10 protein-coding genes are annotated in these 12,781 nt (G+C 53.6%); 4 read left to right on the forward strand and 6 right to left on the reverse strand.

Annotation, left to right across the window (positions count from 1 at the left end):
* Nucleotides 1–617: 617 nt before the first annotated feature.
* The 5 genes from FD30_RS09845 to FD30_RS09865 all read right to left on the reverse strand — a co-directional run bounded on the left by FD30_RS09845 (nt 618) and on the right by FD30_RS09865 (nt 6,192).
* A complete protein-coding gene (locus FD30_RS09845) occupies nt 618–1,925 on the reverse strand; it encodes a signal transduction protein (protein WP_147000059.1) in 1,308 nt (435 codons plus the stop codon).
* 35 nt (nt 1,926–1,960) lie between these two features.
* The gene (locus FD30_RS09850; protein ID WP_225426518.1) at nt 1,961–3,094 is read right to left on the reverse strand and encodes a signal transduction protein; all 1,134 of its coding nucleotides are present in this window, start codon (nt 3,092–3,094) and stop codon (nt 1,961–1,963) included.
* Between the two features lie 183 nt (nt 3,095–3,277).
* Complete coding sequence (locus FD30_RS09855; RefSeq protein ID WP_056944879.1) at nt 3,278–4,603, reverse strand: sensor histidine kinase; 1,326 nt, start codon at nt 4,601–4,603, stop codon at nt 3,278–3,280.
* The gene (locus tag FD30_RS09860) at nt 4,603–5,376 is read right to left on the reverse strand and encodes a response regulator transcription factor (RefSeq protein ID WP_024747099.1); all 774 of its coding nucleotides are present in this window, start codon (nt 5,374–5,376) and stop codon (nt 4,603–4,605) included. Before FD30_RS09860 ends, FD30_RS09855 begins: the two co-directional genes overlap by 1 nt.
* A gap of 402 nt (nt 5,377–5,778) precedes the next feature.
* On the reverse strand, nt 5,779–6,192 hold the full coding sequence (locus FD30_RS09865; protein WP_056944880.1) for a hypothetical protein: 414 nt from the start codon (nt 6,190–6,192) through the stop codon (nt 5,779–5,781).
* 268 nt (nt 6,193–6,460) lie between these two features.
* Between FD30_RS09865 and greA the strand changes: the two genes are divergently transcribed.
* The 4 genes from greA (at nt 6,461) to FD30_RS09885 (ending at nt 9,662) form a co-directional block, all read left to right on the forward strand.
* Nucleotides 6,461–6,943 (forward strand): transcription elongation factor GreA, encoded by a 483-nt coding sequence (gene greA / locus FD30_RS09870; RefSeq protein ID WP_056944881.1) that lies wholly within the window; start codon nt 6,461–6,463, stop codon nt 6,941–6,943.
* A gap of 70 nt (nt 6,944–7,013) precedes the next feature.
* A complete protein-coding gene (hemH, locus tag FD30_RS09875; protein WP_056944882.1) occupies nt 7,014–7,973 on the forward strand; it encodes a ferrochelatase in 960 nt (319 codons plus the stop codon).
* On the forward strand, nt 7,963–9,285 hold the full coding sequence (locus tag FD30_RS09880; protein WP_056944883.1) for an Nramp family divalent metal transporter: 1,323 nt from the start codon (nt 7,963–7,965) through the stop codon (nt 9,283–9,285). The genes hemH and FD30_RS09880 overlap by 11 nt, the downstream gene beginning before the upstream one ends.
* A gap of 185 nt (nt 9,286–9,470) precedes the next feature.
* Nucleotides 9,471–9,662: a hypothetical protein gene (locus FD30_RS09885; RefSeq protein WP_056944884.1), complete on the forward strand. Its 192-nt coding sequence runs from the start codon at nt 9,471–9,473 to the stop codon at nt 9,660–9,662.
* Nucleotides 9,663–9,971: 309 nt separating this feature from the next.
* Here the strand turns inward: FD30_RS09885 and FD30_RS09890 are convergent, their stop codons facing one another.
* On the reverse strand, nt 9,972–12,362 hold the full coding sequence (locus FD30_RS09890; RefSeq protein WP_024747093.1) for a phosphoketolase family protein: 2,391 nt from the start codon (nt 12,360–12,362) through the stop codon (nt 9,972–9,974).
* Nucleotides 12,363–12,781: the final 419 nt, after the last annotated feature.

Here is a 12,781-nt window from a genome sequence, read left to right on the forward strand (position 1 = left end):
GTTGTGGGTATGGTTCCAGAATAGCGCACCGTTTCTCATTATGCAAGCACTTACAGAAAAGTTTCAACCTAGACGCACCGCTACTAGCTAGTCAGCCCCGCCAACTCAAGGATTAGGCCAATTGAAAGATGTTGAAATGTCCGTGACCCACCACCATGTTCCAGCCAACGCGTCATTTAAGGGCTGTCTCGAAACAATAGTTCTGGCTGCTCCCCCCAAAAAAGGACACAAAAAAACCGGAGTAACCACACTCCGGCTCCCACTAGCATCATTAGAGTATTCAACGTATTCACAGTTTGTAGTCAGGAAACGCCGTTACTCAAATTAGCTATCATCTCAATATGTAGTATTGAGCGATTCAACCTTCCCCGAGTGGCGGGCCATCCGAGGAAGCGTAAGTAAATACTAATCATCACAATTAGTGTCTGCTCACAAATGCAAGAATCTGTAAACCTTTTTTGGTTTGCCAGCTTCTCTGAAAGATTGATTGGTATTACAAGTCTTAGTATAGCAAACATCGCCATAATTGCAAGCGCTTTCTTTATATTACTAATAAATTTTATCAGCTATAAGTTTCTTCGTAACAATGACGAGTTTGTGAATATCCAAGGGGCCGACTAATTTCGGGGGAACGAGAGCACCAGCTCCGCCCAGTGTCGCTTAAGCTGCAGCCGAACCACCACGGGGACCCGTAAACTATGCACAATGTTCTTAAAATCCAGGGTCCACTGCTGGTTCACCAAGCGGTAACTCGTGACTTGCGTATCCTCGGGGACTGGGAAAATCAGACGGTACACAATCGCCTTAGACGTCGACTGTAACTCCAGCGTCATGGTCGCCGGGCGGTGTAACGCCACCACGGGCAACGCCAGCGGAATGGTCTGCCCCACCACGTCGTCCAACTGCCGCAACAGCGCCACGGTGGTGGTGATGGGCCGCGGAATCACCACGAACACCTGCACGCCCCGTTGCCGTGCTAAGAGGTAGTGGTGGTAGATCTGGTAACGTAACGATTCCCGGGACACGTTATTGAGGTCCTCAATCGTCAGATCCGCCGCGTTACTGGTGACCCACTTAGAGCGGATATCCACGTACAACTGGCGAAAGCTGGCATAATCCTGGTCGGCCAGATAACCGCCCAACCCCAATAGCATGTTCTGGTAGTCGTGGTGAAACCGCCGGACTTGGGCCATCTGGTTCTCCAGTTCCGTCGAGTAGAGTTCTTGGAACTGCTGCTGGCTGCGCTGTGCGCGGGCCCGCTCCCGTTGCAAGTGGGTCAGCATCAAGATATAAGTCCCCAGCGCGATGCCGATAATCAAAACTGCCCCCATCAGGGCCAAGAAGATCACGTAGTCCCGGGACCCCGGCAGTAACTGCAACGACATTTCCAGACCACAGAAGACCAGCAGTAAGGTGACCATCAGGGCCAACAACAGGTAAGTCGACCGTTGGCGCAACGTTCCCTGAATCAGGTTCTCCATGGGCGCCCGCGTCTGCCACAGACCCACTGCTAAAGCCGTGCACAGTACACTGACGAAGACCATCGCCGTGACCATCCCCCGTAGCGAACGCGTAAAGGCGTAGGACGTGGAAAGCATGGTCACCGCTACGCTGGCCGTATAGGTCACCTCGACCGCCAGATAGGCCAAGATGCTCACGCTCAAGAAGCTGGGCAGACTGGCGCGGTGGCGTCGGGGAATTCGGATAACTTCCACGACCAATAACCCGATGATTGGCAGCATGATGCCCCGTGGCAGATACGCTAGGACTAGCCCATCCCCAACCGTATAGGCCCCCGCCATTACGATGGCATAAGCGGCCATGTGCTTAGGCTGCAACTGGGGAAACCAGTAATATTGAAAGTAGACGAACCAGTACGTCATCACCAGGTTCACCATGCTAAAAATGAGCCATGTTTGCAGCATCGTCATGTTAACCCTCTTTCTTAGCCGTTGCGCCCCTAACGCATCGGCAACACGATCAAGAGTTGCCCCCAATGCAACTTGATCCGCACCTGACTGGTCACATCATCCGCTAGCTCCCGCAATAACGGGGCAAAATCCAGGGCGAACGCGGGACCCTGCACACTGTGGTGCCCCACCACCTTGGTTGCATCCGGCACCGGAAAGGTCACCTGCAACAGGGTCGCGTCGCGCGTCGCCGTTAGCTCCAAGGTGACCATCGCCGGTTCGACCTTGGCCACGGCCTGGATGATCACCGGTAGCGCTTGGTCGAGAAACTGGCTGAGCTGGCGGGTCACCAAGACCGTTGCCGTCAGGGGCTGGGGAATCCGGACGAATAAGTTGACCCCCACCCGTTGCGCGAAGAGGTACGCATGGTACAGCGCGTACCGGACGATGCCCCGCGGCATATTCTCCAGGTCATCGATGGTCAGGTCGGCGGCATCACTGGTTTCCCAACCAGACCGAATATCGATGTAGAGCTGACGAAAGCCCGCGTAATCGTGGTCCGCTAAGTAGCCGCCCAAGCCCAGTAGCATGTTCTGATAGTCGTGGCGGAACTTTCGAACCGCCTCCATCTGGCGGGAGAGCTCCGTGGAATACTGTTGCCGGAAGGCCTGTTGCTGCCGCTGGGACTTCGCGTGGCTCTGCTGAAGGTGGGTCTGCATCAAGACATAGGTCGCTAGCGACAACCCCACCATCAGGGTCCCCGAGACGGCCGTCATGAACAGGATGTACATGGACGACCAGTTCAACAGCTGCAACGTGTACTCGAAGAGCATGAAGACGATGGCCAGGCACAGCATGAAGACCAACAGGAGGTATTCCATCGGCCGATTCAGCATGGCCCGAATCAGGTTCTCCATGGGGGCCTGCGTGACGCCTAACGCCATGACCAGCAAGGCAAAGATCACGTTATCGAACAACAATTCCGTCACGGTTCCCGGTAACGACGCCGCGAATTGAATGTTGGTGGTGAGAATCGTCAGCGAGATGCTCAAAGTATCGACGAACTCCTTGAACAGGTAGGCAAACACCGTCACGTTAAGTAACGCGGGCAGGTAAACCCACCGTTTAGGTCCTAGGCATCCCAACTCGATCGCCAGTAAGACGACAGCGGGTAATGCGCTCAACCAGGCCGTCTGGGGGCAAGTTCAACAGCACCCGGTCCAGACACGCGTAGATTAGCCCCATCAAAAAACAAAAACCCGTAAATGGTTGCGGACGCAACTGGGGGAACCAATAATACTGAAAGTAGACGAACCAGTAGACCAGCGAGACTTCCGCCAGCCACAGGCTCCAACCATTAACGGCAATCATGCCCCCCGTTCCCCCTTCGTTAAGATGACCGTAAAGTAGAGCCGGCCCCGTTTTAAGGCTACCTGCAGCGAAGCGTTCGCCGTCTGGTCAATAATTTCCTTCACCGTACTGAGGCCGAGGCCGTGACTACCGCCCTTGGTGGTATACCCCGCCTCCATGATGCGGTTTAGCTTAGGCGGATCAGTCGCCGAGACGGGGTTCGCCACGGCCAACTCCACGGCGTCGGGATAATCCAGAATCGCACAGTAGATCTCGGGTAAGTCCCCCATCGGCGGTGCCTCGACCGCGTTGTCCAGCAAGACTCCCATAACCCGCAAAAGCTGGACGTTGTTCATGGGAATCGCCTGGATCGTGTCGGGGATTTCCAAGCGAAAATGCCAGCCCCGATTCTGGGCGGCTAGAATCTTCTGAAATAATAGGCTCTTCAGGGGCGGATCATTCAACCGCTGAAGGCCGTCCACTTCTAGGCCCACCAGTTGCTTGGTGGTCTGCCAGTGCTTGTCCAGTGTTTTGAAGTAGTCAGCGAGGCCCTGGTAGTCCTCCGCATCGAGGTAGTCGTCCAACCGCAACATCTGCTTCTGATAGGTCCGCTTGAAGTCCCGAATCGCCCGGACCTGGTTCGAGATCCGCCGATCATAGCGCGTCTGGAGAATGCTCTCCTGGTAGTTGATTCGGGCGCGCTGGCGGGAGAAGAAACTTCGCAGAAAGAAGAACAGACTCAAGACGATCAACCCCACCATAAAGGATTCGATGGCCAGGGCAAACGTCAGGAGGCCGTGGGGCAGGTCCAGCGCGTGAATGACCTGACCCGACAGACTAGCCATTAAGCCCAAGAGCACCAGGAGGGTCATGACCGTGAGCTGTTCCTTACGGCTAAAGGCCAGTTGGGACAGGTTCCCGGGCTGGATGTGCATGGCGGCCACACCCAGAGAGATCAACGAATAGATTAGGACCTGGACCGCTAACCGGCTGACGATGCCCCAGAAGCTGGCGGCAAACGTAGCACCCCAAATCTCAATCGTGGTCTGGAGACACAGGTCGTTGACCAGGACCACGATCAAAGCGATTACCAGGGTCACGTTGGTGAAGATGACCACTAAATACCTGCGACGGTGCACCAGATAGCCTAACGCGGCCAATGGCGGGATGACTAACGCCCACTCTTGCCCGATGACTGCGGCCACCAAGGCCCACCATAACCATTTAAGGGGTAATAACCAGTTCTGAGGCCGGACTTCGCCCACCCAGAGGGTCCAGAACCACTGCATGGTCAGCGCCAACACGAAGTTGACCCAGAAATTCTGGTCAAACCAATGAAGCATCACGACTGATCACCTTCTCGTGATTTAAGATACTTTTGCACCAACGTTTTGACCGCGTGAAACTTTCGGGTCGCCACGTCGGTCTGGTCGCCATTAGGAAAGATCAACCGACGTTTGTCGACGTCTAGGCCACTGACGTTGCTTAAGTTGACTAAGTAACTCTTGTCGACCCGATAGAGCTCCGGGTACTGATCCGCGATGTCTTTCAGGTAGCCCGGGAACTCGACTAATTGATTGGCCGCGTGTACCGACACTTTATGCGGGGTCTCGGCCGTCGCAATAAAGTACACGTCCCCCATGGGCAGACTAAAGGTCCGGCCACCGATCGTATAGCTGAAGAGGTTTTCCGTGTTCTCCAAATAAGTAGTGTAGCGCTGATATCCGTAATCGATGTTCTCCCGGATCTTCTGGTCGACCTGGTCGCGTCCCAGGTCCTTAACGATAAAGTCCATGGGTTCCACTTTCCGTTCAAAAGTCAGTAACGCCATCTCCGAATGGGTGGTCACGAAAACGATCTCCGCGAACCCTAATTGCTGGCGCACGGCAATGGCTGCTTCTAAGCCGGTCATGTCTTCGGCTGGAAACTCAATATCCAAGAAGAATAAGGCATACTGTGGGGTGTCCGCCTGAATCCGATCAATCAGGGCTTTGGGACTGGCCGTCGCCAGCTGGACCCGCATGTCAAAATCGTTGATCAGGATATAGCGTTGCACAACTTCCGTATAGTGTTTCAATTGTGCTGGATTATCTTCACAAAGATAAACGGCTAACACATAACTCACCCCCTTCACATATTCACCACTAATGTAACGTGAAATGGCATCGGTTGCAATCTTTTTGACAACAAAAACGGCATCGTCTCACGGACGCTACCGTTTTTTACAGGACTGTGTCATCTAGCGGATTGATTCGCACTCCCCCAAGTTCAGCCTCAATCCGGCTTACCGACTAGTCATACCAATATTCTCTTACTCCTCGGCACACTGTGATTAATGTCCCTATCTCTTAGATGATGGTCAAAACTACTCGCATGGGTAGTTTCCCCGTCGAATCAGCTTATCCAACTCTCACTGACCCTTTCCAACACTGTTACTATAACATGCCCGCAATCAATCAACCGATAAGCTACAAAAACGTCAAAAAAACAACGTTAATGTGTTAAACGGACAAACAACTCAATTGTGTCGTAGCAAATACGTTAAAAATCCGCCTAAAACCACCGGCGCAATGAAGGCCAGTAAGAGATCCATGGCCAAGCGCCAATACCAGGCCAACGCGGTTTTCGGGGCAGCTTGCAACTTGGTTGACCGCTGATGGGCTTTTTCGTAAACCGACGCCGTATCGTCCGCGGCCCGGTGCTTCCGGCGCCGGTGAATCGTGGGCGCATCGACCTGGCGATGGTCTTCCAAGATGGCCCACTTGGCGAACGGGAAGCACAGCCAACTGGCCACGAAGTACCAGTCCGCCACCGTCATTCCGGGCATCAGCCGTAGTTGGGTATAGTTGAAGTGGCCTAACAAGGCAATCACGGCCGTAAACAGCAGGCCAATCCCCGCCTCTCGGGCCCAGTACTTAAAGGTTAATCGCATGTGCATGTCTTCCTTTCCGGTTCTGCGTTAAAATAAAGTTGAGATGAAACTGGTCGCCTTACCGGGCGTTCGACCGTCCGCGGGTTCAGACAGGGCTCAGCCGTGAAATTATTCTAAGCTGGCGTTCCTCAGCCAGCTTAGAATAAGGCCCAGCTTCGAGACCGCTCTTTGGCTCGAAGTGGTGCCCACGGCGTTCCAGCCCTGTCTGGACGCCCGGTAAGGCGAATGATCTAAACTACACTAAACTAAATTAAACGGAGGTGCTTTGATGCCTAATCAATTTAATCCGATTACTGCGGCTGGTTACCACCAGATTCAAGCGGAGATTCATGCTTTGGAGGTAGACCGGCCCAAGAGGATTGCCAGTCTGGCCGAGGCCCGGGCGCACGGTGATTTATCCGAAAATGCCGAATACAGTGCCGCCAAGCGGGACCTGCGTCACCTGGAAAGCCGACTACGGTTCTTGAACAAACAGCTCCAATACGCCAAAGTCGTGACCCCGCAGGCCAACGACACCGTCGAACTGGGAAAATGGGTCACCCTAGACTTCTTAGACGACCACGAGACCGCGACTTATCAGCTGGTGGGCGCCGCTGAAGCGGACCTCGACGCCGGCAAAACCACCCGGGTCTCCCCATTGGGAAAGGCCATCTTCGGCCACCATCCCGGCGAGACCGTGACGGTTCAAGCACCCGCCGCCCGCTACGCCGTCAAGATTACGGCCGTCAGCCTGACCCCGCCCCAAAAATAAGCTATGTCTCATGATAGCACAGTCCACCGCTCGTCAGAATCGAACGGTGGGTGCCAAGGAGGTTTTTTTAATGAAAACTGGCTTACTCTTAGTCAACCTGGGGTCGCCCGCCACGCCGCGAACCCCGGATGTCAAACGATACCTACGTGAGTTCCTAAGTGACCCCAACGTGATCGAACTGCCTCAATGGTTCTGGCAACCCCTCCTGCGGGGTATCATCCTCCCCCTGCGCTCTTGGCGCTCCGCCACCTTCTACCAACATATCTGGACGAAAAGCGGGTCGCCATTGGTGGCCTACACCCAAATCATGACTGACCAAGTCCAACAAGCGTTGCCCGACTGGGACGTCCGCTACGCCATGACTTACGGGGAACCCCACATCGGCCCCACGCTCCAGGCCATGGCTCAGGCGGGGTGTGAGCAAACCGTGGTCCTGCCGCTCTTCCCCCAGTACACCCAAAGCACCACGGCCCCCATCATCCACCAGGCCCAAGCTGCCGGCGTGCCCATCACCATCGTCCACCACTTCTACGACCAGCCGGCGTACCAAAAGCTCCTGGCCCAACATTTACATAGCGCCTTGCAACAGCGGGACTACGATGCGGTCCTGTTCAGCTATCACAGTATTCCCACCGCCATGGTCCGCCACGGTGACCCCTACCAGGCCGAGTGCGAAGCCACGACCGCGGGCGTGCTCAAGTACCTTCCCGAGCTCCCCGTAGCTAAAGTCACGACCACCTACCAGTCCAAGTTCGGACCGATGCCCTGGCTCAAGCCCTACTTAAAGAATACGTTGCTACAACTGGTCGAACTGGGTAAGCGTAACGTCCTGATCACCACGCCTTCCTTTGTAGCCGACTGTCTGGAAACCTTAGAAGAGGACAATGTCCAAAACTACCAGGCCTTCAAGGCCAGCGGGGGCGACGCCTACCAGTTGGTCCCGCCCATGAACGGTGACCCAGCGTTCAGTCAATTTCTGGCCGACCTAGCCGTTCACCAGTTGAAAGGAAGCGTTGCGCATGCCCACTAAACCCGACCGGCCCAGTCTAGAAGAGATCAATGCCAGTGTCCGGGTCCCGAGCGTCTACGAGCCCAGCTTCTTTCAGAAATTCCTAGCCTACAGCGGACCTGGCGCCCTGGTGGCCGTGGGGTATATGGACCCCGGCAACTGGTTGACATCCCTGGCCGGTGGCAGTCAGTACCGCTACACCCTATTAGCCGTCCTCTGGATCGCCATCCTGATTGCCATGTTCATGCAGGCCCTGGCCATCAAGCTGGGGGTAGTCTCCCGGTTGGACCTGGCCCAAGCCATCGCCGGGCGCTTGACCACTAGCAGGCGTATCCTGCTCTGGCTCCTCAACGAAGTAGCCATGATGGCGACCGACTTGACCGGTGTCTTAGGCACCGCCATTGCGTTAAAACTCCTCTTCGGCCTGCCCCTACTCTGGGGGATCCTCCTCACGATTCTGGACGTCCTGGTGGTCTTACTCTTCCTGCGTTTCGGCATCCGACGCGTGGAATTCATCGTGTTAGCTGCCATCGTGACCGTCGGCGTGATTTTTGGCTTAGAGGTCTTCCGGGCCCATCCCGCTTGGCACGCCATCGCCACCGGCCTGGTGCCCACGCCCCGGTTACTGACCCACCACGCTGAACTGGTGCTGAGCTTGGGCATCGTGGGGGCCACTATCATGCCCCATAACTTGTACCTCCACTCATCCTTAGCCCAGAGTCGCCGCTACGATCAGCACGACCCCCGGCAAGTCACCGAAGCACTGCGGTTCGCCCGCTGGGACTCGACCGTGCACCTGATTGCGGCGCTCCTCATCAATGCGCTCCTCTTAATCTTGGGTGGCACCCTCTTCTGGCAGACCACCGGCCACCTCAGCAGTCTACAGGGCGTTTTCTACAGCCTCAAGGATCCCGCCGTGGTGGGGCACTTAGCCAGCCCAGTCATGAGTTGGCTCTTCGCCTTTGCCCTCCTGATTACCGGCCTGATTTCCTCCATCACCAGCACACTTTCGGGGCAGATCGTCATGGAAGGCTACCTCCATATTCGGTTGCCCCTCTGGCAACGGCGCCTACTGACCCGCGCGGTCACCTTGATCCCCATCCTGTTGGTCGGGGCCGTTGTGGGTTTTAACGACCAGGCCTTTGAGAACATGATTATCGACGCCCAGATTGTCCTGAGCGTAGCGCTGCCCTTCACCCTATTTCCGTTGATCCACCTGACCAGCGACCAGACCCTGATGGGCGCGCACACGAATCACCGAGCGACTCAATTCGTCGGGTATGCGCTGGCGGGCATCATCACGATGCTTAATCTGGAATTGATTTTCGCGTAACGCTCATCGTACTTTGGCGGTAGGTTAGTTTAGCCTATCAAAATACCCCAACCAAGTACGTTTTTTTACTAAAATCAGTTATCCAAGGTATATTTATCATGTAGCGGGGGAACCGTCAGCCAGCACCACGTTTTATCGAAAGAAGTGTTCTGGCGGCAACATTATGATTATGGGGGGTAATCGTTATGTTTGATATTTTGACTAGTTCTGTCACCTCTGGGCTATCCACGTTCTTTACGTTTTTGGTTCTCTTCTTCTTCGTTTACGGCCTGATTACGTTCTGTTACCATCAATGGGCCGCGCACAAGAAGCGGATGGCCAACCGGAGACTACGCGCCTGGGCTAAACCAACTGGAATCCAGTTCTGGAAGGAATAAGTAAGCTGTCAAACTCCTGTATACGTCAACGACCGTTTCAGCTTAGCCATGACTGAAACGGTTTTTATATGGCTTCAGCTAAAGTTATCCACCTGTTGATAACTTTAGCTGGTAATTTTTAGGATTCTAGACCATTTATCCACAGAATTATCCCCAGTATCCCCAGACGATTCTCTGTTTTTGGGGATAACCCCCATTTAACAAGCATTATCCCCAAGTAACCAAAAAGGACACGGTCAGCCAACGTCGTAACGCTGGACAACCGTGTCCTTTATTTTAATTAAGATGCATTCGGAACTTATTCCGTAATTACTTCAATGGCTTCCATTGCCAGTTGTTTACTTCTGGCAAGTCGGTCCCAACCTCACGGATGTAAGCCGTGTGCTTAGCGACCATGTCATCCATGCGTTGAGCGAAGTAAGCGCCCTTAACAGCATATTCTGGAATGTCGTTGACAGCTTCCTTAGCCAAGTCGAAGCGATCCAACTGGTTAAGAACCCGCATGTCGAATGGCGTGGTAATGTCCCCGTTTTCACGGTAGCCATGAACGTGCAAGTTGTGGTTGTGCCGGTCGAAGAACAGGTCCTTGATCATTCCTTCGAAACCGTGCCATGCAAAGATGACAGGCTTGTCCGTGGTGAATAGACGGTCGAATTCTTCATCGGAGAGGCCACGAGGGTCCAACTTAGGTGAACGTAACTTCAGGATGTCGACCACGTTGATGTAACGGATCTTCATCTCTGGGAATTCATCATGCAGCAGAGAAATTGCGGCTAAGGATTCCCAAGTTGGTTCAGTTCCGGCAGAAGCAAAGACGATGTCTGGTTCTTGACCTTGATCAGTCGATGCCCAGTCAACGTAGCCCAGACCATTGTGAACCAGGTTCGTGGCTTCATCAATGGAGAACCATTGTGGCCGTGGGTGCTTGGACGTCACCAGCACGTTGATCTTGCTGCGGCTCCGGAAAGCCACATCAGAGACGGCTAACAAGGTGTTGGCATCAGCTGGTAAGTATTCACGAACCAAGCTGGCCTTCTTTTCAGCCATATGCGTTAACAGACCTGGATCTTGGTGGGTGTATCCGTTGTGGTCTTGCTGGAACACAGTGGAAGTATCCACGAAGTTCAAGGATGGGTAGTCGTGACGCCAGTCTTGTTCGCCGGCCTTCCGCAACCACTTCATGTGTTGCGTCAACATCGAGTCAACGACCCGACCGAAGGCTTCATAGGTAGCGAAGTAACCGTGACGACCAGTCAGAACGTAACCTTCCAACCAACCTTCAGCTTGGTGTTCGGAAAGTTGTGAGTCAATGATCCGACCATGTGGGGCCATATTTTCATCATATGGTTCGTGAATGTCTTCTTCCCATTGACGCTTCCCGTAGTCTAAGGCGTGGTACAGCCGGTTAGACTTGGTTTCGTCAGGACCGAAGCCCCGGAAGTTATTCGGGTTCAACTTCATGATGTCGGCCAAGTACTTGGACCAAACTAACATGTCTTGCGCAATGGTCTTCCCATGTTCTTGAATGTCGAGGGCGTACTTCTTGTAATCTGGCAACTTCAATGGTTCTGGCTTGATCCCACCATTGGTGATTGGGTTCATTGCCATCCGTTGGTCACCCTTAGGCGCCATGTCCCGAACTTCTTGCTTGATCGTTCCGTCTTCGTTGAAGAGTTCTTCTGGCTTGTAAGACTTCAACCAGTCAGTCAACAGGTCAACGTGTTCCATGTCACCAGCGGAAACTGGAATTGGAACTTGGTGAGCCCGGAAGGACCCTTCGATTGGGTTGCCGTCCAAGTCATGCTTAGGACCAGTCCAGCCCTTAGGGGAACGGAAGATGATCATTGGCCAGTGTGGCAACGTATCATCGTTGTTTTCACGGGCGTTCTTTTGAATTGCCTTGATCTTTTCGATACTGTCGTCCATGGCCTTGGCCATGTCTTCAGTGACCCGCATGTAGTCAGTGTCGTTGTCGACACTGATTTCAACAAAGTGTGGGTCCCAACCCATACCCTTGAAGTATTCGGTCAATTCTTCGTCGGACATCCGAGAAAGAATCGTTGGGTTGGAAATCTTGAACCCGTTCATGTTGATGATCGGCAGAACCGCACCATCTTTGATTGGGTTGATGAACTTGTCGGAGAACCAAGAAGCGGCCAAAGGACCAGTTTCGGCTTCCCCATCACCAATTTCAACAGCGGCGATCACGTCTGGGTTATCTAAAATCGCACCAGTTCCGTGGGACAAGCTGTAACCAAGTTCCCCACCTTCGTGGATGGAACCTGGGGTCTCAGGTGCGGCATGAGAAGCAACGCCACCTGGGAAGGAGAATTGCTTGAACAAGCGTTGCAGACCTTGTTCGTCTTGCGAGATGTTAGGATAAATTTCACTGTAGCTACCATCAAGATATGAGTTCGATACCATCACTTGGCCACCGTGACCTGAACCTTCGATATAGAACATGTTCAAGTCATACTTTTGGATGACCCGGTTTAAGTTTGCGTAAATAAAGTTTTGAGACGCAATGGTGCCCCAATGTCCGATAGGCTTGATCTTGACATCGTCAGAAGTCAGGTCACGCTTTAACAGCGGGTTGTCCCGTAAGAACAACTGACCTACAGAGAGATAATTGGCTGCGCGCCAGTAGCGGTCAACGCCTTCCAAGTATTCCTTGGAGTCGTAGTTTGCATTTGCTGCCATGTAATTAACACTCCTTCTTTGAAATCGATACTGCATAATCTAGCTGATAGAAGCTGCGTAAACCCCATCTCAGCAGACCGAGATGTCGTTTACAGTCCCTATCATACAACGTTTTTAATGAAAGTCAACCTTTTTGTAAATTGATACGGTCCAATTAATTAAACGACGGGTCCACAATTTTGGGGGGGAAGTAATACACTTGTGGATTCTTTCGCCTTACCGGGCGGCCAGCCAGGGCTGGAACGCAGTGGGCACAACTTCGAGCCCAAGAACGGTCTCGAAGATTGGCCTTTGACTAGGCGAGCTAAAAGACGCTCCCCAAGTCAAATTTCACTGCTGAGCCCTGGCTGACCACCCTCACGGCTTACATCTGTCGTTGCTGATCTCAAAGTCCGGCTTCCGCCGTAACGTCAGGTCCC

The organism is Levilactobacillus namurensis DSM 19117, assembly GCF_001434785.1.
Lineage (GTDB): Bacteria > Bacillota > Bacilli > Lactobacillales > Lactobacillaceae > Levilactobacillus > Levilactobacillus namurensis.